At 71.3% G+C, this 23612-nt stretch carries 31 protein-coding genes; 15 read left to right on the plus strand and 16 right to left on the minus strand.

Going from position 1 to position 23612, the window contains the following annotated elements:
* Positions 1-74: 74 nt before the first annotated feature.
* On the minus strand, positions 75-1106 hold the full coding sequence (locus ACZ5PB_RS13080; protein ID WP_468690526.1) for a medium chain dehydrogenase/reductase family protein: 1032 nt from the start codon (positions 1104-1106) through the stop codon (positions 75-77).
* A 157-nt stretch (positions 1107-1263) separates the two neighbouring features.
* Between ACZ5PB_RS13080 and ACZ5PB_RS13085 the strand changes: the two genes are divergently transcribed.
* Positions 1264-1998 carry a TetR/AcrR family transcriptional regulator gene (locus tag ACZ5PB_RS13085; RefSeq protein ID WP_468690529.1) on the plus strand — a complete coding sequence of 245 codons (735 nt, stop codon included), beginning with the start codon at positions 1264-1266 and terminating at the stop codon, positions 1996-1998.
* Between the two features lie 33 nt (positions 1999-2031).
* On the opposite strand, the gene ACZ5PB_RS13090 is transcribed toward ACZ5PB_RS13085, so the two are convergent.
* Positions 2032-2655 carry a TetR/AcrR family transcriptional regulator gene (locus ACZ5PB_RS13090; protein ID WP_468690531.1) on the minus strand — a complete coding sequence of 208 codons (624 nt, stop codon included), beginning with the start codon at positions 2653-2655 and terminating at the stop codon, positions 2032-2034.
* A 106-nt stretch (positions 2656-2761) separates the two neighbouring features.
* On the opposite strand from ACZ5PB_RS13090, the gene ACZ5PB_RS13095 reads away from it, so the two are divergent.
* From ACZ5PB_RS13095 to ACZ5PB_RS13105, 3 genes are read left to right on the plus strand one after another with little or no spacing between them, the layout of a single operon-like run.
* The gene (locus tag ACZ5PB_RS13095; protein WP_468690533.1) at positions 2762-3859 is read left to right on the plus strand and encodes an ABC transporter permease; all 1098 of its coding nucleotides are present in this window, start codon (positions 2762-2764) and stop codon (positions 3857-3859) included.
* Positions 3860-3914: 55 nt separating this feature from the next.
* On the plus strand, positions 3915-4922 hold the full coding sequence (locus ACZ5PB_RS13100; RefSeq protein ID WP_468690535.1) for a threo-3-hydroxy-L-aspartate ammonia-lyase: 1008 nt from the start codon (positions 3915-3917) through the stop codon (positions 4920-4922).
* A 9-nt stretch (positions 4923-4931) separates the two neighbouring features.
* On the plus strand, positions 4932-6308 hold the full coding sequence (locus tag ACZ5PB_RS13105; RefSeq protein ID WP_468690536.1) for a glycoside hydrolase family 18 protein: 1377 nt from the start codon (positions 4932-4934) through the stop codon (positions 6306-6308).
* An 11-nt stretch (positions 6309-6319) separates the two neighbouring features.
* On the opposite strand, the gene ACZ5PB_RS13110 is transcribed toward ACZ5PB_RS13105, so the two are convergent.
* Positions 6320-6682 (minus strand): DUF488 domain-containing protein, encoded by a 363-nt coding sequence (locus tag ACZ5PB_RS13110; RefSeq protein WP_468690537.1) that lies wholly within the window; start codon positions 6680-6682, stop codon positions 6320-6322.
* Positions 6683-6852: 170 nt separating this feature from the next.
* Here ACZ5PB_RS13110 and ACZ5PB_RS13115 point away from each other — a divergent pair, with 170 nt between their 5' ends.
* Together ACZ5PB_RS13115 and ACZ5PB_RS13120 are read left to right on the plus strand one after the other, a co-directional pair.
* Entirely contained in the window at positions 6853-7473 is a 621-nt protein-coding gene (locus ACZ5PB_RS13115) for a GrpB family protein (RefSeq protein ID WP_468690539.1), read from the plus strand.
* Between the two features lie 179 nt (positions 7474-7652).
* Positions 7653-9023: an MFS transporter gene (locus ACZ5PB_RS13120; protein ID WP_468690540.1), complete on the plus strand. Its 1371-nt coding sequence runs from the start codon at positions 7653-7655 to the stop codon at positions 9021-9023.
* A 54-nt stretch (positions 9024-9077) separates the two neighbouring features.
* Here ACZ5PB_RS13120 and ACZ5PB_RS13125 read toward each other — a convergent pair whose 3' ends face one another.
* Positions 9078-9620 carry a nitrobindin family protein gene (locus ACZ5PB_RS13125; protein ID WP_468690541.1) on the minus strand — a complete coding sequence of 181 codons (543 nt, stop codon included), beginning with the start codon at positions 9618-9620 and terminating at the stop codon, positions 9078-9080.
* 169 nt (positions 9621-9789) lie between these two features.
* Between ACZ5PB_RS13125 and ACZ5PB_RS13130 the strand changes: the two genes are divergently transcribed.
* The 3 genes from ACZ5PB_RS13130 (at position 9790) to ACZ5PB_RS13140 (ending at position 11932) form a co-directional block, all read left to right on the plus strand.
* On the plus strand, positions 9790-10410 hold the full coding sequence (locus tag ACZ5PB_RS13130) for an L-threonylcarbamoyladenylate synthase (RefSeq protein ID WP_468690542.1): 621 nt from the start codon (positions 9790-9792) through the stop codon (positions 10408-10410).
* Positions 10411-10500: 90 nt separating this feature from the next.
* Entirely contained in the window at positions 10501-11064 is a 564-nt protein-coding gene (locus ACZ5PB_RS13135) for a TIGR03086 family metal-binding protein (protein WP_468690543.1), read from the plus strand.
* Positions 11065-11221: 157 nt separating this feature from the next.
* Positions 11222-11932, plus strand: a complete 711-nt coding sequence (locus ACZ5PB_RS13140) for a DUF2470 domain-containing protein (protein WP_468690545.1) — start codon at positions 11222-11224, stop codon at positions 11930-11932.
* A gap of 19 nt (positions 11933-11951) precedes the next feature.
* Here the strand turns inward: ACZ5PB_RS13140 and ACZ5PB_RS13145 are convergent, their stop codons facing one another.
* Positions 11952-12191, minus strand: a complete 240-nt coding sequence (locus ACZ5PB_RS13145; RefSeq protein ID WP_468690546.1) for a hypothetical protein — start codon at positions 12189-12191, stop codon at positions 11952-11954.
* 121 nt (positions 12192-12312) lie between these two features.
* Complete coding sequence (locus ACZ5PB_RS13150) at positions 12313-12573, minus strand: hypothetical protein (RefSeq protein ID WP_468690548.1); 261 nt, start codon at positions 12571-12573, stop codon at positions 12313-12315.
* Positions 12574-12753: 180 nt separating this feature from the next.
* Here ACZ5PB_RS13150 and ACZ5PB_RS13155 point away from each other — a divergent pair, with 180 nt between their 5' ends.
* Genes ACZ5PB_RS13155 through ACZ5PB_RS13165 form a run of 3 tightly spaced genes read left to right on the plus strand, consistent with a single transcriptional unit; the run spans position 12754 to position 14590 of the window.
* Positions 12754-13680, plus strand: coding sequence for an alpha/beta hydrolase (locus ACZ5PB_RS13155; protein ID WP_468690549.1), 927 nt, complete (start codon positions 12754-12756; stop codon positions 13678-13680).
* A gap of 9 nt (positions 13681-13689) precedes the next feature.
* Positions 13690-14064, plus strand: coding sequence for an RNA-binding S4 domain-containing protein (locus tag ACZ5PB_RS13160; protein ID WP_468690551.1), 375 nt, complete (start codon positions 13690-13692; stop codon positions 14062-14064).
* Between the two features lie 52 nt (positions 14065-14116).
* Positions 14117-14590: a YchJ family protein gene (locus ACZ5PB_RS13165; RefSeq protein ID WP_468690878.1), complete on the plus strand. Its 474-nt coding sequence runs from the start codon at positions 14117-14119 to the stop codon at positions 14588-14590.
* Here the strand turns inward: ACZ5PB_RS13165 and ACZ5PB_RS13170 are convergent.
* The 5 genes from ACZ5PB_RS13170 to ACZ5PB_RS13190 all read right to left on the minus strand — a co-directional run bounded on the left by ACZ5PB_RS13170 (position 14572) and on the right by ACZ5PB_RS13190 (position 17727).
* Positions 14572-14787 carry a hypothetical protein gene (locus ACZ5PB_RS13170; protein ID WP_468690553.1) on the minus strand — a complete coding sequence of 72 codons (216 nt, stop codon included), beginning with the start codon at positions 14785-14787 and terminating at the stop codon, positions 14572-14574. The two genes, ACZ5PB_RS13165 and ACZ5PB_RS13170, sit on opposite strands and share 19 nt — an antisense overlap.
* 18 nt (positions 14788-14805) lie before the next feature.
* Complete coding sequence (locus ACZ5PB_RS13175) at positions 14806-15801, minus strand: DUF6397 family protein (RefSeq protein ID WP_468690554.1); 996 nt, start codon at positions 15799-15801, stop codon at positions 14806-14808.
* 139 nt (positions 15802-15940) lie between these two features.
* Positions 15941-16336: a roadblock/LC7 domain-containing protein gene (locus ACZ5PB_RS13180; protein WP_468690555.1), complete on the minus strand. Its 396-nt coding sequence runs from the start codon at positions 16334-16336 to the stop codon at positions 15941-15943.
* Between the two features lie 148 nt (positions 16337-16484).
* Positions 16485-17195 (minus strand): GTP-binding protein, encoded by a 711-nt coding sequence (locus ACZ5PB_RS13185; RefSeq protein WP_468690557.1) that lies wholly within the window; start codon positions 17193-17195, stop codon positions 16485-16487.
* Between the two features lie 76 nt (positions 17196-17271).
* A complete protein-coding gene (locus ACZ5PB_RS13190; protein WP_468690559.1) occupies positions 17272-17727 on the minus strand; it encodes a DUF742 domain-containing protein in 456 nt (151 codons plus the stop codon).
* Positions 17728-17878: 151 nt separating this feature from the next.
* Here ACZ5PB_RS13190 and ACZ5PB_RS13195 point away from each other — a divergent pair, with 151 nt between their 5' ends.
* A complete protein-coding gene (locus ACZ5PB_RS13195; RefSeq protein ID WP_468690561.1) occupies positions 17879-18481 on the plus strand; it encodes a class I SAM-dependent methyltransferase in 603 nt (200 codons plus the stop codon).
* Positions 18482-18514: 33 nt separating this feature from the next.
* On the opposite strand, the gene ACZ5PB_RS13200 is transcribed toward ACZ5PB_RS13195, so the two are convergent.
* Positions 18515-19402, minus strand: coding sequence for an oxygenase MpaB family protein (locus tag ACZ5PB_RS13200; protein WP_468690562.1), 888 nt, complete (start codon positions 19400-19402; stop codon positions 18515-18517).
* A gap of 166 nt (positions 19403-19568) precedes the next feature.
* Between ACZ5PB_RS13200 and ACZ5PB_RS13205 the strand changes: the two genes are divergently transcribed.
* Together ACZ5PB_RS13205 and ACZ5PB_RS13210 are read left to right on the plus strand one after the other, a co-directional pair.
* Positions 19569-19835 carry a hypothetical protein gene (locus ACZ5PB_RS13205; RefSeq protein WP_468690880.1) on the plus strand — a complete coding sequence of 89 codons (267 nt, stop codon included), beginning with the start codon at positions 19569-19571 and terminating at the stop codon, positions 19833-19835.
* A gap of 195 nt (positions 19836-20030) precedes the next feature.
* Positions 20031-20789 (plus strand): hypothetical protein, encoded by a 759-nt coding sequence (locus ACZ5PB_RS13210; RefSeq protein WP_468690882.1) that lies wholly within the window; start codon positions 20031-20033, stop codon positions 20787-20789.
* 193 nt (positions 20790-20982) lie between these two features.
* Here ACZ5PB_RS13210 and ACZ5PB_RS13215 read toward each other — a convergent pair whose 3' ends face one another.
* The 4 genes from ACZ5PB_RS13215 to ACZ5PB_RS13230 all read right to left on the minus strand — a co-directional run bounded on the left by ACZ5PB_RS13215 (position 20983) and on the right by ACZ5PB_RS13230 (position 23314).
* Positions 20983-21525: an MOSC domain-containing protein gene (locus ACZ5PB_RS13215; protein ID WP_468690884.1), complete on the minus strand. Its 543-nt coding sequence runs from the start codon at positions 21523-21525 to the stop codon at positions 20983-20985.
* 8 nt (positions 21526-21533) lie between these two features.
* Positions 21534-21716 carry a hypothetical protein gene (locus ACZ5PB_RS13220; RefSeq protein WP_468690563.1) on the minus strand — a complete coding sequence of 61 codons (183 nt, stop codon included), beginning with the start codon at positions 21714-21716 and terminating at the stop codon, positions 21534-21536.
* A gap of 59 nt (positions 21717-21775) precedes the next feature.
* The gene (locus ACZ5PB_RS13225) at positions 21776-22825 is read right to left on the minus strand and encodes a fatty acid desaturase family protein (RefSeq protein ID WP_468690565.1); all 1050 of its coding nucleotides are present in this window, start codon (positions 22823-22825) and stop codon (positions 21776-21778) included.
* A gap of 192 nt (positions 22826-23017) precedes the next feature.
* Positions 23018-23314 carry a hypothetical protein gene (locus ACZ5PB_RS13230; RefSeq protein ID WP_468690567.1) on the minus strand — a complete coding sequence of 99 codons (297 nt, stop codon included), beginning with the start codon at positions 23312-23314 and terminating at the stop codon, positions 23018-23020.
* Positions 23315-23612: the final 298 nt, after the last annotated feature.

A 23612-nucleotide genomic window follows, 5' to 3' on the forward strand; every position in this document is an offset into this window, starting at 1 on the left:
CTCTCGTGAGGGGTGCGTGGGTGAGGAGTGGGCTGGGTGGGGTGCTTGAGGTCCGCGTCTGAGGTGTGGTCGGGCTACGGGTGGAGCACGATCTTTCCCGCGACCGTGCCGGACTCCGCCAGCCGCATGGCGTCCGCGATGCGGGCGAGCGGGAGCCGGTCCGCGATCTGCGCGCTGACGTCCCCGCGCTGGAGGGCCGCGAAGACCTGCGTGAGGTCGGCGCGCAGCCGGTTGCGGAACCGGTTCTTGGAGAGGGCGCGGCCGGCCCAGACGTTGAAGAAGTACGCCCGGCGGCCGTTGGGCGCCGTGTTCCACCACCACACCCGGCCGAGGATCTTGAGCACCGGCAGCTGCTTGGAGCCCCGGTCGTCCCGGGTGGAGGCGCTGCCGTACGAGACGAGCGTGCCGCCGGGCGCGAGGAGCCGCCAGGAGTCGACGACGCTCCGGCCGCCCACGTGGTCGAAGACCGCGTCCACGCCGCCGGGCGCGAGTGCGCGGACCCGTGCCGGAAGGTCGTCGCCGCGGTAGTCGACGGGCTCGACCCCCCGTTCCCGCAGCGCGTCGTGGTGGCGGGCGGACGCGGTGCCGATGACCCGTACGCCCATGGCCAGGGCAAGTTGGACCAGGACCGTGCCGACGCCGCCGTTGGCGCCGTGCACCAGGATCGTCTGTCCCTTGCGGACGCGTGCCTTGCGGTGCAGCATCTGCCAGGCGGTGATGCCGTTGACCACGAGGGTCTCCGCGTCCGCCGCGTCGACGCCGTCGGGCACCGGAACCGTGTCGGCCGCGTCGACCAGTACGTGGCTGGCCCAGCCGCCCACCTTGACGAGTGCCGCGACCCGCGTGCCGGTCAGGCAGGGATCGACGCCCTCGCCGGTCTGCTGGACCGTGCCGACCACGTCGTAACCCGGGACGAACGGGAAGGGCGGCTGGTCGTAGTACCGACCGCGGCGCATCTGCTGCTCGGCGAAGGAGACCCCGGTCGCCTCCATCCGTACGAGGACTTGGCGCGGCCCCGCAACAGGGACGGTTCCGTGCCGGACGACCAGCCCTTCCGGCTCGACCTCGCCCGGCAGAACGATCTCGACGAGTCCTTCGGCGTTCATGACGACCTCCGCTGCACTGCACATCGAGTGATGTGCTCTCGTGTTCGTTATAAGTTCTAACGGTTGCGAGAAGGGTCCGTCAAGAGCTCCGGTGATAACCTCTAACTAAATCTTGAGTCCGTAGCTTTACGGGCACGAAAGAGGCAGGTGGCAGTCCATGACGGATTCCGGTGCGAGTACGCGGACCCCGCGCGAGCGGTACCGCATCCAGGTGCGCGCCGAGGTCAAGAAGCGCGCCTGGGAGCAGATCGCGTCGGCGGGCGCGTCGGCGCTCTCGCTGAATGCGATCGCCAAGCAGATGGGCATGAGCGGTCCCGCGCTCTACCGGTACTTCGCCAGCCGCGACGACCTCATCACGGAGCTGATCAGGGACGCGTACCGGAGCCTCGCCGACACCCTGCGGGAGGCCGCCGAATCCGGCGCCGATCCGGCCGCGCTGGCTCACGCGCTGCGCCGGTGGGCCTTGGACGACCCCCACCGGTACCTGCTGATCTACGGCACGCCCGTGCCCGGGTACCACGCCCCCGAGGACACGACGGCGATCTCGGCCGAGGTCATGAAGACACTGCTGGACACCTTCGCCGCAGCGGCGGAGGCAGAGGCGGAGGCGGAGGCGGAGGCAGCTGCGTCAGCGCCCGGCAGCGGTTCCGCTTCCGGCGTGGCCCGCGCCCGCACGAGTGCCGCGGCCGCCCTCACCGCCCACCTCGACGACCACCGGGAGTGGGCGGAGGGCCACCCCGCCCCGACCGAGGTCCTCCACCGGGCACTGTCCTTCTGGACCCGGCTGCACGGCGCGCTCTCCCTGGAACTCTCGGGCCACTTCGCCGGAATGGGCTTCGACCCGGCCCTGCTCTACGCGGCGGAGGTCGAGGATCTCCTCAACAGCAACTAGGGCAACCGGGGACACGGGAAGGGCGCCTGCGGACTACGCCGGCGACCGCTTCATCGACGTCAGCGCGTCCAGCCCGTCCCGCAGCACCTCGGGCGACGCCTCCCCGAACAGCGCCTGCTGTGCGATGAAGCCCTGGGCCACCGCGAGCATCGTGCGCGCCACGTGGTCGGCCGGTACGTCGGCGGACATCAGCCCGGCCTCCCGATAGCTCTCGACGAGCCGCACCCAGATGCCGCGCATATCGGCGTAGCCCTGCCGCAGCAGCGCCTGCAGCCGTTCGTCGCGCAGGGTCTCCGCCCACACCTGGAGGACCAGCCCGGGGAACGCCGCGCGGTCCTCGGCCCGCGGTCCGCCGCGGGACGACACGACCTGGCCGACCACCCCTGCCAGCAGTTCGTGCGGCAGCGGCGGCGGGTCCTGCTCGGCAGCGGCCTCGAAGGCGGCGCGCACCTCGGCGAACACCTCTGCGGCGATGGCCAGGATCAGCTCGTCCTTGCCGCTGAAGTACCGGTAGACAGCGCCGGGCGAGAGGCCGATCTCGCGCAGTACGTCCTGCATGGAGGCCGCATGGAAGCCGGAACGGGCGAAGCAGCGGGTCGCGCCGTCCAGGATCTGGCGACGGCGGGCATCGAGGTGTTCCTGGGATACGCGAGCCATGTCCACAACTTAAAACGAACGTTCCTTCTTGACAAGTAAGCCCAGAGGGTCACCATGGAGAAAAGGTAAAACGAACGCTCCTTCTCTTTGGGAATCGAGGGGCACCATGCCCACCCAGCTCTCACTCTCCCGCCGCACTCTCGCGGCACTCCTCCTGGCTCCCGTCGTGGCGGCCCTCGCCCTGTGGGCGTTCGCCTGGCCGGCCGCCCGCATCGCCCCGCGCGAGCTCCCGGTCGGGGTCGCGGGCCCCGTCGCGGCGGCCGAACGGCTCCAGCACGGCTTCGAGCAGCGGCAGGGCGCCTTCGAGGTGCACCGCTATCCCGACGCCGCGAGCGCCCGCACCGCGATCGAGAACCGGGAGGTGTACGGCGCGGCCGTGGCCACCCCGAAGGGCGCGGAGGTACTCACCGCGACCGCCGCGAGTCCGGTCGTCGCCCAGTTGCTGCGGGACGCGGCGACCGCCCAGGCCCCGGCCGGGCCGCGGCCCCAGGTGACCGACGTGGTGGCGGCACCGTCCGCTGACCCCCGGGGCAGTGCGCTCGGGGCGAGCCTCCTGCCGCTGGCGCTGGCGGGGGTCGCCGCCGGGGTCGTGGTGACCTTGCTGAAGCTGCGCGGTGCGCGCGCCGTCCTCGTACTGACCGGCGCGTCCGCGCTGGTCGCCCTGGTGGCGACGGCGCTCGCGCACAGCTGGCTGGGCGTTCTCACCGGGAACTGGTGGGCGGAGGCGGGTGTCCTCGGTCTGACGGTGCTGGCCATTTCGGCGTCGATCGCGGGCCTGGCAGCGCTCCTGGGACGTGCGGGGACCGCGCTCGGCGGGCTGCTGATGGTGCTGCTGGGCAACCCCTTCTCCGGGGTGACGAGCGCCCCCGAGCTGCTGCCCTCCCCCGCCGGGGCCCTCGGGCAGCTGCTGCCTCCGGGTGCGGGCGGCACGCTGCTCAGGTCGGTGTCCTTCTTCGACGGTGCTGCCTCGGGTGCGGCCCAGCTGGCCCTCACCCTGTGGGCGGGGCTGGGCCTGGCGGCCGTACTGATCGCCGGGGCCCGGGGACGTACCGCCCCGGCCGCTGACGCGACGCCGCAGGCCGGAGAGCCGGTGTCCGACGGCGCGGCGCCCAAGCCCAAGGCAGAGCCGGCGGGGCCAGTGGGGCCTGTGGGTCCTGTGGCAGAGGGGGGCACCGTAGCGGGGGAAGCGCCGGTGCGCCGGTGACCGTCCGGGAGCGGCGCCCTGGTGCCCCTCGCTCCCGGCACGCCAGAATCGGTGGATGCTTCAGTCACCCACGTACGACGACGTCCGGGCGGCCGCCGCCCGCATCGCAGGACACGCCCATCGCACTCCGGTGCTGCGCTCGCGGCTGATCAACGAACAGCTCGGCGCCGACGTCGTGTTCAAGTGCGAGAACTTCCAGCGCATGGGGGCCTTCAAGTTCCGCGGCGCGTTCAACGCGCTCTCGCAGTTCGACCCCGGCCGGCGGCGGGCCGGGGTGGTGACCTACTCCTCCGGCAACCACGCCCAGGCGGTCTCGCTGGCCGCGCGGCTCCTCGGCATTCCGGCCACGATCGTGATGCCGCACGACGCGCCCGCCTCGAAGGTCGCCGCGACCAAGGGCTACGGCGGCCAGGTCGTCACGTACGACCGCTACACCGAGGACCGGGAGGAGATCGGCCGGGCACTGGCCGCCGAGCACGGGCTCACACTGATCCCTCCGTACGACCACCCGCAGGTGATCGCGGGTCAGGGCACCGCGGCCGTCGAGCTCTTCGAGGAGGTCGGTGAACTCGACGCCCTGTTCGTGCCGTTGGGCGGAGGCGGTCTGCTGTCGGGGTCGTCGCTGGCGGCGCGCAGCCTGTCGCCGGACTGCCGGCTCTACGGTGTCGAGCCCGAGGCCGGCAACGACGGCCGGCAGTCCCTCCGCCAAGGGGCCATCGTGCACATCGACACCCCGCGGACCATCGCCGACGGCGCGCAGACCCAGCACCTGGGCACCTGGACGTTCGACGTCATCCGCCGCGAGGTCACCGACATCCTCACCGTCAGCGATGCCCAACTCGTCGACACCATGCGGGACTTCGCCACGTACATGAAGATCGTGGCCGAGCCCACCGGCTGTCTGGGGTTCGCCGCCGTCCGCGAGCAGGCGGCCCGGCTGCGCGGGCAGCGGATCGGCGTGATCATCAGCGGCGGCAACATCGACCTCGACCGCTACGCGGCACTACTGGCGACCCGACCGCCTCATGAACACCCCTTGACCCTGGATGGTCCAGACCAATAGCGTCCACGCATGCGTCGAAGACTTCTGAAAGGGTCGGCCCTCGTCGCCGCCGCCTGCGTCACTTCGCTCCTCGCCACTCTCGCGCCCGCCGCGAGCGCCGCGCCCGCCCCCGCGCCCACTGCTTCGCAGCAGGATGCGGGCCACGACTCCTCCCCTTCCTCCTCCCCCGGCTCCTCCCTCAAACGGATCGGGTACTTCACCCAGTGGGGCGTGTACGGCCGCAACTTCCAGGTCAAGGACCTGGACACCAGCGGTACGGCCGCCCGCCTCACCCACCTCAACTACGCCTTCGGCAACGTCGACAAGTCCGGCAAGTGCTTCCTCACCCCGCAGCCGGGCGAGAGCGACCCGTGGGCCGACTACCAGCGCCCGCTGGACGCCGCGACCTCCGTCGACGGGACCGCCGACACCGACACCCAGGCCCTGGCCGGGAACTTCAACCAGCTGCGCGAGCTCAAGGCCAAGCACAAGGGCCTCAAAGCCCTGATCTCGCTGGGCGGTTGGAGCTGGTCGACGAACTTCTCGGACGCCGCCCTCACCCCCGCCTCCCGCAAGGCCCTCGTCTCCTCCTGCATCGACCTGTACATCAAGGGCAACCTGCCCAAGGACGGGGCACGCGGCGGCGAAGGAGCCGCGGCCGGAGTGTTCGACGGCATCGACATCGACTGGGAGTGGCCGGGCTCCGAGGGCGACACCGACACCGTCTACCGCCCCGAGGACAAGCAGAACTTCACCGCTCTGGTACGGGAGTTCCGCACCCAGCTCGACGCGTACGGCAAGCAGAAGCGCAAGCACTACGAGCTGTCCGCGTTCGTGCCGACCGCCGACGCGAAGATCGACGCGGGCTTCGAGGTCCGCAAGATCATGAAGGACTTCGACTTCGTCAACCTCCAGGGTTACGACTTCCACGTCAGCGGCGAGAAGAAGACGGCCCAGCAGTCCGCCCTCTTCGCCCCGGGCGACTTCAGCGTCCACGGCACGGTCGAGTCCTGGCTCAAGCGCGGCGCACCCGCCCGCAAGCTGGTCGTGGGCATGCCGTTCTACGGGCAGGGCTGGACCGGCGTCACCGGCGGCGGAAACGGCCTCGGTAAGCCCGCCACCGGCCCCGCCCCCGCCAAGTGGGCGGCCGGGTACGCGGACTACAAGGAGCTCAAGCCCCTCGTCGAGGAGGGCAGGTTCAAGGTCCACCGCGATCTGCTGCGCGGTCACGCCTGGATCTTCGACGGTTCGACCATGTGGACGTACGACGACCCCATCGTCCTGGCCACCAAGGCCGCCTACGTACGGGCCCGTGGGCTGGGCGGCGCGATGGTCTGGTCGCTGGACGGCGACACCTCGGACGGCGAACTGATGCGGGCCCTGGACCGGGGGCTCGGCCGCCGCTGAGCGGACACGGGTCACAGCTGACGCATGAGCACCGTGGTGTGGCTGTGGTCCGGATCCTTCGACGCGGTCAGCATCGTGAGCGGTCCCCGGGCGGCCAGCTCCCGCAGACGGGTGAGGGCGCGGGCGGCCTCGGGGGCCGCGAGTTCGGCCTCGTAACGGCGGGTGAACTCCTCGAAGGAGTCCCTGTTGCTGTGGAACCAGTGGCGCAGGTCGGTCGACGGGGTGACGTCCTTGAGCCATTCGTCCAGGTGCGCGTCGGTCTTGGAGACGCCTCGGGGCCAGAGCCGGTCCACCAGGATCCGCTGCCCGTCGTCCGGCTCGGGGGGATCGTAGATCCTGCGCACCTGGATGCGGTGGGGGCGGGCGTGGCTCACGGGTGTCTCCCGGGTGGTCCGGTGGCGGGGGCGTGGTCCCGTCCAGTCTCACCGGAAGGGCGGCCGGCCGCCGGGTGGGGCAGGGCCAATGGGGGCCTCTCGTATCCTGGTTGGCTCTTCTGCCGCCCCTGGCTCGACGCCCCGCCCCGACTCCCCGCACGGAGGAACACATGACCGACCCGTCCGACGGTTCGGCCGCCATGTCCGAGGAGGCGATCCGCGCCGCCACCCTCGGTACGCCCGAGGTCCTCGCCGGACAGATCACGATCGCCCCCTACGATCCCGCCTGGCCCCTGGTGTACGAGCAGGAGGCCGCGCACCTCGCGAAGGCGCTGCCCGACGCGGTCGGGCTGTTCCACGCGGGGTCGACGTCCGTACCCGGTCTGGCCGCCAAACCCGTACTCGACATGGTGCTCGTGGTCGCGGACCCGGCCGACGAGGACTCCTACGTACCCGCGCTCGGTGCACTCGGATACCGCCTCGCCATTCGCGAACCCGACTGGTACGAGCACCGGGTGCTGAAGAAGTCCGGGCTCGCTGACGTACTCCCCCAGGCCAATCTGCACGTCTTCCCGCCCGACTGCCCCGAGACCGCGCGCATGCTCCGCTTCCGCGACCGGCTGCGCGCCCATCCGGCAGACCGCGACCTCTACCAGCGGACGAAGCTGCGGCTGGCGTCCCAGGACTGGCGGTTCATGCAGAACTACGCCGACGCGAAGACCGAGGTCGTCGCCGAGATCATGGCGCGGGCCGGGGAGGGCGGGACAGCGGGGGCTCAGCCGGGGGCGTGACGGAGCCTCGGTCGCCCCACGGTGGGACCGGTGGGACCGGGGTTCTCGCGGGTCGCGGGCCCTCCGTTGGGCCGCACGGGTAGCTCTGGGGCAGGATGCATCGCTGCGGAACAAGTCGTTCCGACAGTGCGGGCACCTGCACCGCCCGCCGCCCTCCCCTCTCTTCTCATGGAGCGACCGTGAAGTCTGGCGACCAGATCGTCCAGGAACTGCCCTGGAGGTGGGGTGTCCAGGGCAAGGTGTTCGTCATCGGTGGCCTCGGCTACCTCTTCGACGCGTACGACATCGCCCTGAACGGCTTCCTGATGCCGCTGGTCGGCACGGAGTTCGGCCTCACCCTCGGCGAGCGCGGGCTCGTCGCCACCGCGAACCTCGTCGGAATGGCGGTCGGCGCCGTCGCCTGGGGTTCGGTGGCGGACCGGATCGGCCGCAAGAAGGCGTTCAGCGTGACGTTGCTGATCTTCGCGGTGTTCTCCGTGTTGGGCGCGCTGTCGCCGACGTACTGGATCTTCCTGCTGCTGCGCTTCCTGGCGGGCATCGGCCTCGGCGGCTGCATTCCGGTGGACTACGCGCTGGTCAGCGAGTTCTCGCCGCGCAAGTACCGGGGGCGGATCCTCACCGCGCTCGATCTGTGGTGGCCGATCGGGGTCACCCTGTGCGGGCTGGTGTCGACGGCGATGCTGCCGCTGCACGGGAACTGGCGGTGGATGCTGCTCACGATGACACTGCCCGCACTGCTGCTGTTCTGGGTGCGCCGAGGTGTCCCCGAGTCGCCCGTCTACCTGTCCGAGAAGGGGCGCGAGCGCGAGGCCAGGGCGGTCATCGACGACCTGGTCACCCGTACGGGCGCCACCCCCGAGGAGTACGCCGTTCCGCGCCCGGCCGAGGGACCCCGCACGAAGGGACTCGCGGCGGCGGCCGAACAGCTGCGGCTGATCTGGGGGTTCAGCCCGAGGATCACCTCGGCGGTCTGGCTGATGTTCGCCACGATCATGCTCGTCTACTACGCGGCGCTGAGCTGGATGCCGACCATCCTCAAGACCGAGGGGCACGGCGACACGGCCGCGTTCACCGGGACGACGCTGATGAGTGCCGTCGGCATCCTCGGTGTGGTCGTCTCGACCGCGCTGGTGGACGTGGTCGGCCGCAAGTGGCTGATCGGGGTGACGGCTCCGCTGGCGACGTTCGCGCTGGTGGCCTTCGCGCTGGTACGGGAGCGGGAGACCGCGCCGCTGGTGGCGATCGCCGTGTTCGGCTTCCTGATCCAGCTGGCGATCCCGGCGCTGTACGCGTACGTCTCGGAGCTGTACCCCACTCCCCTGCGGGCGAGCGGGTTCGGCTGGGCCTCCTCGGTGAGCCGTTCCCTGACCGGGTTCGCGCCGCTGCTGTTCGGTTCGGTGATGTGGCCGCTACTGGGGCTGCCGTGGACCTTCGGGGTGCTGGCGGTGGCGGTACTGCTCGCGATGGCGTGGATGGCGGTGGCAACGCCGGAGACCAAGGGGCGGGAGCTGGACGCGGACCCGGTGGCGGAGAGGGTGGCGGTGCGGTAGACGGCTGGTGCCGTGGAGGGCCGGGGCTGTCGACGCCCGGTGCCGGCCGGTCCGCTACGCCCGGCGCCGGAAACGCGCCGCGAGGTGGTGCTGGAGGGGCTGGCCGACCGCCGCGAGGTCGTGCGTGAAGTCGAGCGTGCCGTCGTCGGTGAGGGTGTAGCGGCGACGGGTGGCATCGACCTGTTTGGCCGTGGGGGCGAGGGCCACCTGATGGGTGGTGAGGTCGACCGTGCGGCCCTCCGCCCCGCCGACCAGGATCTCCGCGATCCCGGTGGGCTGGGTGACGAGCGCCTCGACCCGGCAGTCCACCTGCAGCCGCCACCAGCCGCTCTCCCGGGCGGAGGGGCGCAGCACGGTGCCCTCGGCGTCGACGAGCCAGGCCCGGGACTCGTACCGGAGGAAGGGCCGGCCGTCGTGGCTGAAGGTGATCTCCTGTGCGTACGAGAATCCCTCGGCGAGGGTCGGGTACTCGCCCGCGCCCCGGCCGTGCCAGGTGCCCAGGAGGCCGAGCACGGGGGTGAGGAGTGCGTGCGGCGGGGGCGTGCCGTCCGTGCTTTCGCTGTCGGGGTACGGGTGCGTGGCGGCGGGGTCGAACACGGAAGGCGCTCCTGGGGTCGGGCGGGTCGAGGCGCGGGGCGTGCGTGCGCGGCTTCATCGTGCCAGTTGACCGCTGTGGCCGTGGGTGCGGCCGTGCCTTGTTTCCGGCGCCGGGGCCCGCCGTCGTGGCCGCCGCCGTCGCCGTACGGTGATCGCCTAGACTCGGCAAATGGCGAAGTACTTCGACGTACACCCCGAAAACCCCCAGCCGCGGACCATCAAGAGCGTGGCGGACAGCATCCGTACCGGTGCGCTGGTCGCGTATCCGACGGACTCCTGTTACGCGCTGGGCTGCCAGCTCGGCAACCGCGACGGCATCGGCCGGATCCGGACGATCCGTGATCTCGACGACCGGCACCACTTCACCCTCGTGTGCCACGACTTCGCGCAGCTAGGCCAGTTCGTGCAGCTCGACAACAAGGTGTTCCGCGCCATCAAGGCGGCCACTCCCGGGAGTTACACCTTCATCCTGCCCGCCACGAAGGAGGTGCCGCGCCAGCTGCTGCACCCCAAGAAGAAGACGGTGGGCGTACGGATTCCCGAGCACGTCGTCGCGCAGGCCCTGCTCGCCGAGCTCGGTGAGCCGCTCGTGTCCAGCACGCTGCTCCTGCCCGACCAGGAGGAGCCGATGACGCAGGGATGGGAGATCAAGGAGCGTCTCGACCACGTGGTGGACGCGGTGATCGACTCCGGGGACTGCGGCACGGTGCCGACCACCGTCGTGGACTTCTCCGGCGGCGAGGCCGAGATCGTGCGCCGGGGGGCGGGCGACACTTCGCGCTTCGAGTAGCGATGAGTTCCGGGTTCCTCCTCGGTCTGCCCTTGTGGACCGCGACACGCGAAGACGTGGACGTGCGCGGACGCGTACCGAGGAGGACCCGTGATCGACCTGAAACCGGCCTGCCGACGGCTCAATGACGTACTGGCGGGTGTGCGCGACGGGCAGCTGGGTGATCCCACGCCCTGCGACAAGTACGACGTCGGCGACCTGATCGACCATGTCGCCGGATTCTCGCGGGCATTCACGGCGGTGGCCCGCCACGACCGCATTTCGGGGGCGACGCCCCCCACTCCGCCGAACTCCGCGAACCTGGGCACCGGCTGGCGTGCCGAGCTGGCCGGAAGCGTACGGGAGCTCGGTGAGGCCTGGGACGACCCCGCCGCGTGGGAGGGCATGGGCGATGCCGGGGTGGGGTTCGAACTGCCCAGTTCACTGTGGGGGCGGATCGCCCTGACCGAAGTGGTGGTGCACGGCTGGGATCTCGCCCGCGCCACCGGCCAGCCCTTCGAACTGCCCGAGCAGACCCTGCGCGACTGCTACGACCATGTGGCCTCCTTCGTCGAAGAAGCGCCGGTCGAAGGGCTGTGGGGACCTCCGGTCGAGGTCGCGCCCGACGCGCCGCTGCTGCACCGGGTGTTGGGGGCCACCGGGCGCCGGCCGTGAGGCGGCGCTGAGGGACGACATGGGTGCCGGGGATCCGGCAGAGACCCGGAATTACATCCTTCCGGGTCCACCCGAACCACCCGCGGATGCATTAGGTTAGGCTTACCTAAGTCGCCGAGCCTGGTGTCCCCCACCGCCGCCCTCATGGAGATTCCGCATGCGTCTGCCCCGCTCCCGTGCCCAGCAGCCGACCAGCGCCGAGCGCGTCCGGTCCGTCCTGGCCGCCGCGCATTCGATGACGGTCGTCAGTGACGGCCTGCACACGGAAGTGCGCAGGCTCGACGGGACGGGGGTCATGAGCCGCGTCCACGTGCACGCGCCGACCCCGCACCTGCCGCCCGATCCGGACGCCCAACGCATCCCGGTCCGGCTGGAGTTCACGGACATCGCGCCCACGCCGGTACGCGACCGCGTCCGTGCGCGGGTCACCGTGACCGGGCTGCTCACCGGCCCGTACCAGGTGTCCGAGTCCGACGAGAGCACCTGCATGGAGTTCGGGCAGGCGGTCATCGAGGACGAGGACGGGCGTGCCTACGTCACCCTGGAGGAGCTGGAGGAGATCGCTCCGGATCCGCTGGCGGGCTGCGAGGCGGGGATGCTGACCCACCTCCTCGACTCGCACGCCGAGTTGGTCCCGCTGCTGCTGCGCCTGGTGCGCACTCCGAAGGCCGTCAAGCCGACCCGGGTCATGCCGCTGGCGATGGACCGGTACGGCATCACGCTGCGGCTGGAGTGCCCTCGGTCGCACACCGACGTCCGGCTCGCGTTCCCCACCCCCGTGACCGCCGCCGATCAGGCGGGGCCGCAGATCCAGGGGCTGCTGCGCGCGGCACGGCGGATGTCCCACCCGAACCGGCTGCCCGCGTAGCACCGACGGCCCGGGGTTGTCAGAGGCCGCAGACGGAGCAGCCGTACCGCTCCGCCTGCGCCCTCCAGGCCGGGGTGGGGTCGACGAAGTACTGGATCTCGCCGCGCCGGTAGGCGTCGACATCCCGCTGGAGGGCCTCGCACCGGTCCGGGCGCGGGGCGGCGGGGTCGGCCGTCGCTCCGGGTGCGAGCAGGAGACTGCCCGCGATGACGGCGACGGCGACCGCGGCTGAGGTACGGCGGACACGGACTCGGAGCATGGCGGAAACCCTTCTGACGGGCCGGACACCCGGTGCGGGAGGCCGGTGGGACCGGCCGTGTCCCAGTAGGCGGGGCCGCCGCGCCCTTCCGCATCCGGGGACGTGCCCACCGTAGCCGCGGTCAGCCGGACCAGACGACGTCGAGGACGGACAGTCGACGGGCGGCGCGGTTGACCCAGTAGACGACGGTGAGCTGTCCGACGGCCGCGGAACGCACGTCCTCGCCCTCCGGATCGACCGGGTTCCACTGGGCGAAGCCCCACGGGGACAGTGCGGCGAGGCCGAGCACGTCCACGACCATCTCCTTGGCGTGCGGGGGCAGTTCGGTGATCACTTGGGCTGCCCGGGGTGACAGCCGGACCGGCCATGCCGCCTCACCCACCGCCCGCCCTCCCCCTTCGGCTTCGCCGCGTTGTCCTTCTCGGCGCCGCGCCGAACCGTGCTCGCCGGGCCCGTCCCGCCCCACTGTAGGACCGCCGGGCGGGGCAGGTACGGCTCTTCCCCTCCGTGCAGGAGCCACGTACATTCGGCGCAACATTGACGGAAAGTCAGGGAGCGACGTATGCCGATCGAACCCGCACTCCAGAAGTTTCTCGAACTCGTCCCGCCGATGGACTGGTCCCTCGATCCCGCCACGTTCCGCAAGCAGTCGGCCGCCGTGTTCGCCTCGATGCCGGTCACGACACAGCTTCCGAAGGTGTCGAACCGCAGCATCCCCGGGCCCGCGGGCGAGATCCCGATACGCGTCTACCGCCCCTCGCTCGATCCCGGGCTGCCGGTCACCGTGTTCTGCCACGGCGGCGGTTTCGTCATCGGCAGCCTGGACAGCCACGACGCGCTGTGCCGTACGACGGCCCAGGAGAGCGGGTCGATCGTGGTGTCGGTCGACTACCGACTGTCACCCGAGCACCCGTTCCCGGCCGCGCAGGAGGACGGCTTCGCCGCGTACGCGTGGGTGCGGGAGCATGCGGCCGAACTGGGCGGCGACCCTGCCCGGGTCGCGCTCGCCGGGGACAGCGCGGGAGCCTCGATCTCGGCGGCGGTGTGCCTGATGGCCCGCGACCGGGGCCTGCCCCAGCCGGTCTTCCAGTTGCTCTGGTACCCGGCGACCGGGCTGGACGCCACGCCCTCGCGCACCCGCTTCGCCGAGGCGCCCATGCTGGGAGCCGAGGCGATGGGGTTCTTCCACCGCCACCACTTCTCGGCGATCTCCCGCGAGGACGCCGTCCCCTACGGTGCGGTCGCGCTGGCCGGTGACCTGTCGGGGCTCGCCCCCGCGTACGTCCTGGTCGCGGGCAACGACCCGCTGCTGGACGAGGGCACGGCGTACGCACAGCAGTTGATCGACGCGGGCGTACCGGCGCAGCTGGACGTCCAGGAGGACATGGTGCACGGCTTCCTGAACTTCGCGGACCTCGTGCCGTCCTGCCGGAGCGCGGCCCAGCCCTCGCTGACGGCACTGCGGCAGGCGCTGGCGCGGTCGCATTAGGGTGGTCGTATGGCTTCGGATGCGGGACCCGTACGGGTCGACAGTTGGATCTGGTCCGTACGGCTCATGAAGACCCGGTCGACGGCTGCCGCTGCCTGTCGGGCCGGGCACGTGCGGGTCAACGGCGAGCGGGCCAAGCCTGCCCAGTCCGTGCGGATCGGCGACGAGGTCCGGGTGCGGCAGGAGGGCTGGGAGCGCGTCGTCATCGTCTCCCAGCTCGTACGCAAGCGGGTCGGGGCCGTCCCCGCCGCCGAGGCGTACGTCGACAAGAGCGCGCCGCGCCCGCCGAGGGAAGTCATGGGTGCGGGCGTACGGGAGCGGGGAGCCGGGCGGCCCACCAAGCGGGACCGGCGGGAGTGGGAGCAGTTGCGCGGCGGTCTCTGAGGGCGGGGCGGGAGTCCGGGCGGCCGTCGGGGAGGATGGTGGCATGTCCAAGATGCCTCGTTCTCGTTCCCGTACGAAGCCCGGCCGGGGCTCCCGCACCTCCCCCGGCCCGGGCACCGGCCCCGGCCCGGGCCTCGGCCCCGGAGCGCCCTGTCCCTGTGGGCGCGTGCAGTCCTACAGCGAGTGCTGCGGCCGCTTCCACCGCGGGGAGGCCACCGCGCCGACCGCCGAGCGACTGATGCGGTCGCGCTACAGCGCGTTCGTGGTGCTCGACACCGGCTATCTGCTCCGGACCTGGCATCCGTCGACCCGGCCGGAAACCCTGGATCTGGACCCGGGGCAGCGGTGGACCGGGCTCGACATCCTGGGCGCCACGGACGGCACCGCCTTCCACCAGGAAGGGACCGTGGAGTTCCGTGCCCACTACGTCCACGAGGGCCACGCCGACAGCCAGCGCGAGCTGAGCCGCTTCGTCCGCGTCGACGGGCAGTGGGTCTACCTCGACGGTCAGAACAGCGGCAGCTGACCCGGGAACTCGGGTGTCGTGTAGCCGTCGAGGGACGGCTGCACGGCCGATCCGAGGGGTGCCGTGGTGCGTGAGCCGGGGCAGGAGACCAGCTCCGTCGTGCCGCGCGCCCCTGGTGGGTCGTGACGGGCGAAGCGGGCGGCGACCACCGCGATTTCACGGCGGCACACGGGACAGACACGGCGAGGAGACGACACAGCGGCCAGTCTGCCTCATCAGCGGCGCGCTTCCTCGGCCACTCCCCTCTCCCGGTCCCGCCGGTGGCCGCAGTTCTTCCTGACCGTCCGCCTGATGCCCCGGTGCAGCCAGGAGCGGACACCACCGGCACGCACGGGCCGGCCGGGCGCGCCGGGTGCCGGTGGGCAGGGGGCCGGGCGGTCCGGTGGGCTGCCCTGTCGGCCCTCTTGCCGACCGTCCGCAGGGCCGTCCCCCGGATCTTGCGGGTTCGGCAGCGGTCGCTGTGCGCGTGCCTCTTCCAGAGACAGGGCCAGACAGACCCTGATCCACTCGGCCTCGTCGCGGTCCTGCGCCACGAAGAGCCGGCGCGCCACCTCCCGGGCCGCGAAGCCGGTCGGCTCGGCCGCGACCAGGCCGGACCGGAGACCGGCGAGGAGTTCGTTCTCCCGCGGGTCCGGCACCGCCTCGGCGAGCTCTTCCACGGCCAGCAACAAGCTGAAGATCGCGGCCTGTTCCCAGGGGTCGTCCGTACGGTGCAGCAACTGTCCGAGGCGGCGGCTGCGCCAGTTCCGGGGGCGGTGGTCGGCTCCCTCGTCGAGCGAGGCGCGCATGCCCTTCGGATACTTCCCGGTCAGCAGCTCGGGGTGCCGGGCCCTGAAGTCGGTCAACTCCTCTACGAGGTAGAGCCAGACGACCGCCCGGTACCGGTTCAGGTAGAAGCGGGCCGGGCTGAGGTATCCGGCGCGGGCCAGAGCCGTGAAGCGAAACGCGCTGATGCCCATCACTGCGGCGGCCTCGGTCGTTCCCGCGGTCCTCAGCCGCACCTTGAGCGGGGTGGCACCCCTCGCCAACTCCCGCAGCCTGTCGATCTCTTCGCGGGCGACACGTCGCCTTCCGCCACCGCAGTCCGGCACGGTGCGGATCCGGCCGAGCTGCACCGCGAGAGAGAACTCGCTCCGGTCCAGACCGAGTTCCTGCGCCGCGCGGACCGCGGTGACGGTGCCTAGGGCACGCTGCGCTTCCTTGACGTCCATGACAGTCCTCCCCGTGAGGTACGAACACTCTCAGTGACGACCGTAGCCCGCTCCGCCGGATCCCGCCGGACCTGTGGACAACCCCCTGTGGACAACCTTCCGACCTCCTACGTACATGCAGGTCGGAGGCCAGTTCCGGTCAGACTCCCGGCTGCCGGGCCGCCACCCCGAGGTGCTCGCCGACCCGGTTGACCAGCAGGGTCATCTCGTAGGCGATCTGCCCGAAGTCGGCCTCGGCGGCGCTCAGTACGCACAGACAGCTACCGTCTCCGGCAGCGGTGACGAAAAGGACCCCGTCGTCGAATTCGATCATCGTCTGCCGCACTTTTCCGGCGTCGAAGTGCCGCCCGGATCCCTTGGCCAGGCTGTGCAGTCCCGAGGAGACCGCGGCGAGGTGTTCGGCGTCCGGCCTCGCCAGTCCGGCGCTCGCGCCTGTCACCAGCCCGTCGTTGGAGAGGACCAGTGCGTGGCGGATGTGATGGATCCGCTTGGTCAGGTCGTCGAGCAGCCAGTCAAGTCCCTTGTTCAGCGCCATGTTTCGGCTCTCCCCGCTCATTCGTTCCCCGTGACCCCAGTTCTCCCGCAAGCCTTACCCAGAGTCGGCGTGGCGGCAAGCAGATCCGGATCAACGGAAGTTCGTACGCCACGCGGGAGCGGCGTCGCGGCGGGCGATGGAAGCGCTCTCAGGCCATCGAGTCCAACAGGCGCGTGGTGTGCACCCGCCCCGCGTACTCGACCAGGCGGATCAGCACTTCCTTGCCGGAGTCGCGGTCGCGCGCGTCGCAGAGCACCACGGGGGTGCCGCGGTCGAGGTCCAGGGCCCGGGAGACCTCGCGCGCGCCGTAGGCCTGCGTACCGGCGAAGCAGTTGACCGCCACGACGAAGGGGATGCGGCGGTCCTCGAAGTAGTCAACGGCGAAGAAGCTGTCGGCGAGTCTGCGGGTGTCGGCGATCACCACGGCACCCAGCGCGCCCTGGGAGAGGTCGTCCCACAGGAACCAGAAGCGGTCCTGGCCCGGGGTGCCGAACAGGTAGAGGGAGAGTCCGGACCGGATGGTGATGCGGCCGAAGTCCATGGCTACGGTCGTCGCCGCCTTGTGGTCGAGCCCGGCCGTGTCGTCCACGCCCCTGCTCGCCTCGGTGAGGAGTTCCTCGGTGCGCAAGGGGCGTATCTCGCTGACGGATCCGACCAGGGTGGTCTTGCCGACGCCGAAGCCGCCCGCCACCAGTATCTTCAGCGCGAGGGGCGAGCTTTCCGTGCCGTCGGCGCTTTCCGTGCCGTCCGCACTTTCCGTGCCTCCCGTGCCTCCCGTGCCGTCCGCACTTTCCGTGACTTCGGCGTCGACGCCCTCCGTGCCGGGGGTGTTCGTGCCGGGCGTGTGCTCTGTGGTCATGGGGACGCTTCCTTCGGCGGATCGGATCGAATCGAATCGGTCGTGGGAAAACAAAGGGCGGGGCGCGGAGCCCGTGTCACAGGGCACGCAGGCCGTCGATCACTTCCTGCACGGGGAGTTCCGTGGGCAGACCGGCCGGGCGGGCAGGCGCGCCCCACGTCACCTGGCCCGCGCGCGACAGGTCCTCCAGGAGGTCGCGTACGACGCCGGTGGGCAGGTCCGCCGAGGCGGCGAGGTCCGCGACGGTCTGGGTCGCGCTCCGGCAGAGGCCGAGCAGGGTGTGGTGCACGCGGCTCAGCAGTGCGGGGTCGGGTTCGCCCGCGTCGGCGACCGCGGAGATCTGGGTGACGAGATCGAGGCGCGGACCGGGAGGGACGTCGGCTCCGGAGGCGTCGGCGGAGCGGGCGGAGCCACCGGCCCTGCCCGCTTTCGCGGTGCGTACGCCGGTCTGCGCGTAGGGGCGCACGAGGGGCCCCGCTTCCGCGTCGTACCACTGGGTGTTGCCTTCGGCTGCCCTCTGATGCTCGATCATCCGTGGGTCTCTCCGGCTCCGGCTGAGGCGCGGTGTGCCCCGTGGAATCCGGACGGTAGTCGCGCCGATGTACGACTCCCGGTCGGCTTTCGAAAGCATGCGGAATGTGGCGGGAACGTTCTCCGGGACGATCGGAGGGGATCATGGGGTCATGGCTGACGACCACATGCAGGTTCAGGAGTTCTTCGGCGCCCGCGCCGCCCGCTGGGATTCGCGCTTCCCGGACGACGGGCCGGCGTACGAGGCGGCCGTCGCCGCCATGGGCCTGCCGCCCGGCGGGGCGGTGCTCGACGCGGGCTGCGGTACGGGGCGGGCATTGCCGTACCTGCGGGCGGCCGTGGGGAGTTCGGGGGTCGTACTGGGCGCGGATCTGACGCGCGAGATGCTCGACGAGGCGGCCCTGGCGGGGCGTGGCGGTCGGCACGCCCTGCTCGTCCAGACCGATGTGACGCGGCTGCCGCTGGGAGCGGGTGTCCTCGACGGCGTGTTCGCCGCCGGGCTGATCGCGCATCTGCCGGCCCCGGAGCGGAACCTGCGCGAGCTGGCCCGGACGGTGCGTCCCGGCGGACTGCTCGCCCTGTTCCATCCGATCGGCCGGGCCGCCCTCGCGGCCCGGCAGGGGCGCGAGCTCACCGGGGCGGACCTGCGGGCCGAGCCCAACCTCCGCCCATTGCTGGCCGGTTCGGGCTGGAGCATGCGGTCGTACGTCGACGAGGACAGCCGCTTCCTGGCGCTGGCGACCCGCAAGGACTGAAGCCTGCCCTCACCCCCGCGGGTACGTCGCGTGCTACGGAGTGCGGTTCGCGTGCGGCACCGGGCAGCCGCGTACGCCGGGTACCGGGAAGGTGCCGAGCTGGTCGACCTCGTAGCCGTTCCGGTAGCCCTTGATCTCGGGGTTCTGCCGGGCGTAGTGGGGTGTGCGGCGGGGCGGCAGCAGCCGTACGGCACGCGCGCGCAGCCGTAGTGCGCCCCTGGCGGCGGTACGGGTCACCGGGTGTGCGCGGTCGTAGCGGAAGGCCCGCAGCAGCGGGTCGTCGAGGAGACCGAGGCTGGCGCTCCTGACCACCGGCGCCAGCGGCCCGTACCAGGAGGCCATCAGGTCCAGCGTCGCGTCGGCGACCTTGCGGGCGCCCTCGTCCCAGCCGAAGCGGTCCGCCTCGTAGCGGTCGAGGAAGCGCTCGAACTCCTCGTAGGACTGCGGGACGTCACGGATCCCGAAATGGGTGCCGAGGGTGCGGTAGTACGCCGCCGAGGCGCGCAGTTCGTGGTCGGACAGCCTGCGCCAGCCGTAGGTGTCGAGCCAGCGCTTGGGCACGACGACGAACGTGCACAGTACGTAGCGCATGTCGTCGTCGCTGATGTCGTAGCTGCGGTGCATCCCATTGATGCGGCGGATCGCAGTGCGGCCCTGGTCGCTGGTGAAGCCGTGCTCCACGATCGCGTCGAGCAGGAGCGCGGTGTCGTCGTAGCGCTTCTGGGTGCGGTCGGTGAACTCGGTGGTCTCCGCGAGGAGCCGGCCGATGCTGGGCACCGCGTAGGTGCGGTAGAGGGCGAGTTCCAGCGCCCTGGCGAAGTCCCAGGGGAATTCGAGGGTGGTGGTCATCCGGTAGATGCGCAGGAAGTCCCGCTCCGGATCGAGCTGTTGGATCTGCTTGAGCCGGTCGTAGCGCTGCACCGCACCTCACCCCTCTGCCGGTGGCGGACACTGCCGCTTTGCAGTACCGCCCTGTTGACGAAGGCTCAACTCTACGGGCAGAGGGCACACTTGGAGTGTCCGCCGATCTACTGCTCACGGGGATGTGGTCCGGGTGCTCAACAGGATCAAGGGATTCTTCCGGTCGCTGCAGGAGCCGCTCAAGCCTGGGACGCCGGTGGTGCGGGAGGCGCAGCGGCGGCACAACCTCTTCGAGGCGGCCGCCATGTACGTGTCGGCTTGCGCGGAGGACGACGAGCAGGGCAGCGACGAGGCGGCCGGATGGGTGTCGCCGGAGGCGCTGTCGTTCGGGGTGACCGAGCTGGCCTGCCGGGCGGTCATCGCGCTGGCGCGCGAACGGGACGAGACGCCGCAGCACGTGGCGCGGAGTCTGCTCGGACTGCCCGCCGCCTGACCGGTCGCCGCTCGGACGACTTCCCGGAATTCGTGCCGCCAGGCCTCGACGCGCCGGTTACCGGCAGGTTAAGTTGCGCCGACGAAGCGATCATCTGGGGAGGGTGCCGTGACCGGGACGGATGCTGCCGGGGCTGCTGAGTCTGCCGGGACGGCGGGGGCGGGCGGGACTACCAGTACTGCCGGGGACGACGAGCTGTTCGTGCTCACCGCGGTACTGCTGACGCCCGCGCAGTTCCCGAGCGTGCTCGGCGACGACTTCCCCGCGGCGTGCGCGGCGCTCGGCCTGGAACCCGTCGGTGAGGGGTACGGGCTGGTGCTCGGCCAGGACGGGGCCGGTGCGCGCTGGACGGTGGCCGTCGACGACGTGTCATTGGTGGCGGTGGCCATCGCGTCCTGGGACTGCGGCATGGAGTACGACCTCTCGCCGCCGGAACGCTCGGTCGTCGCGGCCCTGCCCGGCTGGCCGCTGGCCCTCGCGGTGGCGGCCCCGGGTATCCCGGCCCCCCACGACCCCGTACCGGACGAGGACGATCCGGTCCTGACGCCCCCGGACACCGAGAAGTGGGGTCCCGCGCAGCGCAGGCTGGGCGCGGACGAGATCGCCAGGCAGTGGGCGACGTGGCGCGGGCAACTGGACGAGGAAAGCGACACGGAGTCGTTCGAGGGCAGCACCGGAGGCGAGCTGCACCCGGGGGTACGGCGGGTGATCGACGAACTCCACGCCTACGTCGCCGAACCCCCACCAACGGGCCGCGTCCGCTCGGCCTTCGCCAGCAACGATTCCCGCACACTCCGCGCCGACGGCCCCGGCTGGTCACTGGTGGCCAGAACCGACGACATCGCGTTCCTGCTGCTGGACGAGGAACCGGGCGAGGTCCTGCCGGTGGGCCGGGGCGAGGAACTGCCGGGCCTGCTGGCGTCACTGGACAAAATGGCGGTACGCCCGGCCTGAGGCCTGGAGTGCTTGTCTGACGGACCGAGCCTGGCCCGACGGTCGGCGTCAGACCGAGGACCAATGTCCCGCTCGATGGGCGGCGCCCGGACAACGGACGGCGCCTGGACAACGGGACGGCGCCCGGGCTACAAGCCTTGTCCGGCTCCAGAGCCGGTCCCCGGGCCGACTCGGCCGGACGTCCATGCTTTCGTCAGACGCGTTCCAGTCTGCGGTGTGGTTCGGTCGGGAGTTCTGTGGTGATCGGGTCGCCCGGGCGGATCACGCCGCCCGTGCGTACGACGCCCATCACTCCCGCCCTGCGGACGATCTCGCCCTCCGCGTTCCTGCCGACCAGTTGCTTGAGCAGGCCGTGTTGGAAGCCGTCGATCTGGCCGCAGGGGTTGCGCAGGCCCGTGATCTCCACGACCGCTTCTTCGCCCAGTCGCAGCAGCGTGCCCGTCGGCAGGGCGAGCAGGTCGATGCCGCTCGTGGTGACGTTCTCGCCGAGCTGGCCGGGGGCGACCTCGAAGCCCTCTTCCCGTACCTCGTCGAAGAGCTCGCCGTGGATGAGGTGCACCTGGCGCAGGTTGGGCTGCGTGGGGTCCTGGGCGACCCGGGAGCGGTGCTTGACCGTCACTCCCGCGTGGATGTCGCCCTCGACCCCCAGCCCGGCCAGCAGCGTGATGCTGTCGCGGTTCGGCTTGGTGAACGAGTAGCTGCCGTTGCTGCTGACCGCCGTGACTCTCGCTCCCAGGTGGCGGGTCAGCGGCCCAGCTCCTTGCGGGTGATCCGCTGCAGCCTGCGCCGCTGGGTGTTGTCCAGCATCAGATAGGCGGCGACGGGAACGCCCACCATGACCAGCAGCGCGGGCCAGAATCCGATGAACCAGATGAGCGCGATGCCGATCACGACACCGCCGGTAGCGATCTTTGAGCTCTTCGACATCTTCGACGCCTCCTCCGCGGCAGCTGCCGCTCCTGATTTCTCCAACGCGCGCCGGGCCCTCACGGTTCCCCGCGCCGCAGCGGTTCCCCGACCTCGTGCATGTGGCTCAGCGCCTGCCGATAGGAATCGATGAGTCCGGTTTCTGTGTACGGCAGGCCGACCGCCCGGCAGTGGGCCCGTACGAGCGGCTGGGCGAGCCGCAGGTGCGGGCGCGGCATGTTCGGGAAGAGGTGGTGCTCGATCTGGTAGTTGAGGCCGCCGAGGAACCAGTCGGTGACCGGGCCTCCGCGCACGTTGCGCGAGGTGACGACCTGGCGGCGCAGGTGGCCCCAGCGTGCGCCGTCGGAGTCGGGCATCTCCATGCCCTTGTGGTTGGGGGCGAAGGCCATGCCGAGCTGGACGCCGAAGAGGGCGTGGTGCAGGACGGCGAAGACGAGTGCCGTGAGCGGGGCCATGGTGGTGAGCAGCAGGGCCGCGTACAGCACCAGGTGGGTGACCAGGAGGGCCCCCTCGACCTTGCGTTCGCGGGAGCCCTGACGGCGCAGGTCCTGGAACCCGTACAGCTTCAGGGCGAAGCCTTCGAGCAGCAGCATCGGGAAGAACAGCCGGGCCTGGTGGCGGGCGAGCCAGCGGGCGAACCCCTCGCGGCCTGCGGCCTGCTGCTGGGTCCAGACGAGGGCGCCGACGCCGACGTCCGGGTCCTTGTCGACGTGGTTGGGGTTGGCGTGGTGCCGGTTGTGCTTCTCGTTCCACCAGGCCTGGCTCATCCCGAGGAGGAGGTTGGCGTGGGTGAGGGAGATCCACCTGCTGGTGCGGCGGCTGCTCGATATCTGGGCGTGGCCGGCGTCGTGGCTGAGGTAGGCGGTGCGGGTCCACACCAGCGAGAAGGGCACGGCGAGCAGCAGTACCCACCAGGAGTGGCCGAGCAGTACGAGGCCGGTGATCACGGCCGCGAGCGAGGCCAGGTTGACCACGGCGCGCGCGGTGTACCAGCCGTGCCGGCGTTCCAGCAGGCCTTGGCCCCTGACCGCTTGCAGGAGTGGTGCGAAGTCGCTTCCGGACGCGGTCGCTGTGGGCCGCTCGGCGGCGGCCGGGAGGGCAGGGGGCATTGCTGGACTCCGGTCTCTGGAGGCGCATGCGGCGATCGCGGCACCCGACTCCTGTGACGTTACGGAGACCACGGGCTCCGGACCATGGCGGTAGCCCCCGGAACCCAGGAGGACAGCACCCGGACCGTGGGAGGGCAGCCCCCGGCACCGGGGTGGCGGCAACAGCACCACCGCCCCGTCGCGGGCGGCGCGTCAGGGCAGGAAGGAGTCCAGGTCGGAGGCGATGTCCGACGGCAGGCCGGGGAGGTCCGTCGGGAAGTCGCTGGGGAGTTCGGTGGGCAGACCGGAGGGCAGCGAGGTCGGGAAGTCCGAGGGGAGGGTGGGCAGGCTCGTGGGGAAGCTGGTCGGGAACTCGCTCGGCAGGCTGAAGGAGGGCCCCGGTTTCGTGGTGCTGGGTGCGGGTACCGCCGGGTCCTTCGAGCCGCTGTCCTTGGTCACGACGAGGACGATCGCCACGACGGCGGCGACGGCGAGGAGTACGGCGAGCACGATGACCAGCGGGCGCCGGCCGCCGGGCGGTCCTGAGTGCGGCCCCGGGGACGATCCTGGGGGCGGTCCTTGCGGCGGGCCCTGAGGCGGGCCGTCGTAGGGCCCCTGGGGCGGGCCGAAGCCCCCTCCTCCGGGCGGGTTTCCGGGCGGCTGTTGCGGTGGTACGGGCGGCGTGGCCATACCCTCCAGAATCGGACGTACGGAGTCGACTCGCGACCCCTGTGCGCAAGTTGGTGCCCAGCACGCGCCGGATCGCGACATTCCGCATTACCCCCGGGGGCATACCACTGGGCCATAA

It is taken from the genome of Streptomyces sp. NPDC032721, assembly GCF_055579625.1.

Excerpts from the sequence above, each read along its gene's own strand:
- ACZ5PB_RS13195 (WP_468690561.1), top strand. The coding sequence starts at position 17,879 with ATGGCTGACGACCACATGCAGGTTCAGGAGTTCTTCGGCGCCCGCGCC.
- ACZ5PB_RS13140 (WP_468690545.1), top strand. The coding sequence starts at position 11,222 with ATGCGTCTGCCCCGCTCCCGTGCCCAGCAGCCGACCAGCGCCGAGCGC.
- ACZ5PB_RS13225 (WP_468690565.1), bottom strand. The coding sequence starts at position 22,825 with ATGCCCCCTGCCCTCCCGGCCGCCGCCGAGCGGCCCACAGCGACCGCG.
- ACZ5PB_RS13095 (WP_468690533.1), top strand. The coding sequence starts at position 2,762 with ATGCCCACCCAGCTCTCACTCTCCCGCCGCACTCTCGCGGCACTCCTC.
- ACZ5PB_RS13115 (WP_468690539.1), top strand. The coding sequence starts at position 6,853 with ATGACCGACCCGTCCGACGGTTCGGCCGCCATGTCCGAGGAGGCGATC.
- ACZ5PB_RS13175 (WP_468690554.1), bottom strand. The coding sequence starts at position 15,801 with ATGGACGTCAAGGAAGCGCAGCGTGCCCTAGGCACCGTCACCGCGGTC.
- ACZ5PB_RS13100 (WP_468690535.1), top strand. The coding sequence starts at position 3,915 with ATGCTTCAGTCACCCACGTACGACGACGTCCGGGCGGCCGCCGCCCGC.
- ACZ5PB_RS13090 (WP_468690531.1), bottom strand. The coding sequence starts at position 2,655 with ATGGCTCGCGTATCCCAGGAACACCTCGATGCCCGCCGTCGCCAGATC.
- ACZ5PB_RS13145 (WP_468690546.1), bottom strand. The coding sequence starts at position 12,191 with ATGCTCCGAGTCCGTGTCCGCCGTACCTCAGCCGCGGTCGCCGTCGCC.
- ACZ5PB_RS13185 (WP_468690557.1), bottom strand. The coding sequence starts at position 17,195 with ATGACCACAGAGCACACGCCCGGCACGAACACCCCCGGCACGGAGGGC.
- ACZ5PB_RS13165 (WP_468690878.1), top strand. The coding sequence starts at position 14,117 with ATGCCTCGTTCTCGTTCCCGTACGAAGCCCGGCCGGGGCTCCCGCACC.
- ACZ5PB_RS13085 (WP_468690529.1), top strand. The coding sequence starts at position 1,264 with ATGACGGATTCCGGTGCGAGTACGCGGACCCCGCGCGAGCGGTACCGC.
- ACZ5PB_RS13180 (WP_468690555.1), bottom strand. The coding sequence starts at position 16,336 with ATGGCGCTGAACAAGGGACTTGACTGGCTGCTCGACGACCTGACCAAG.
- ACZ5PB_RS13105 (WP_468690536.1), top strand. The coding sequence starts at position 4,932 with ATGCGTCGAAGACTTCTGAAAGGGTCGGCCCTCGTCGCCGCCGCCTGC.
- ACZ5PB_RS13155 (WP_468690549.1), top strand. The coding sequence starts at position 12,754 with ATGCCGATCGAACCCGCACTCCAGAAGTTTCTCGAACTCGTCCCGCCG.
- ACZ5PB_RS13190 (WP_468690559.1), bottom strand. The coding sequence starts at position 17,727 with ATGATCGAGCATCAGAGGGCAGCCGAAGGCAACACCCAGTGGTACGAC.
- ACZ5PB_RS13130 (WP_468690542.1), top strand. The coding sequence starts at position 9,790 with ATGGCGAAGTACTTCGACGTACACCCCGAAAACCCCCAGCCGCGGACC.
- ACZ5PB_RS13220 (WP_468690563.1), bottom strand. The coding sequence starts at position 21,716 with ATGTCGAAGAGCTCAAAGATCGCTACCGGCGGTGTCGTGATCGGCATC.
- ACZ5PB_RS13080 (WP_468690526.1), bottom strand. The coding sequence starts at position 1,106 with ATGAACGCCGAAGGACTCGTCGAGATCGTTCTGCCGGGCGAGGTCGAG.
- ACZ5PB_RS13160 (WP_468690551.1), top strand. The coding sequence starts at position 13,690 with ATGGCTTCGGATGCGGGACCCGTACGGGTCGACAGTTGGATCTGGTCC.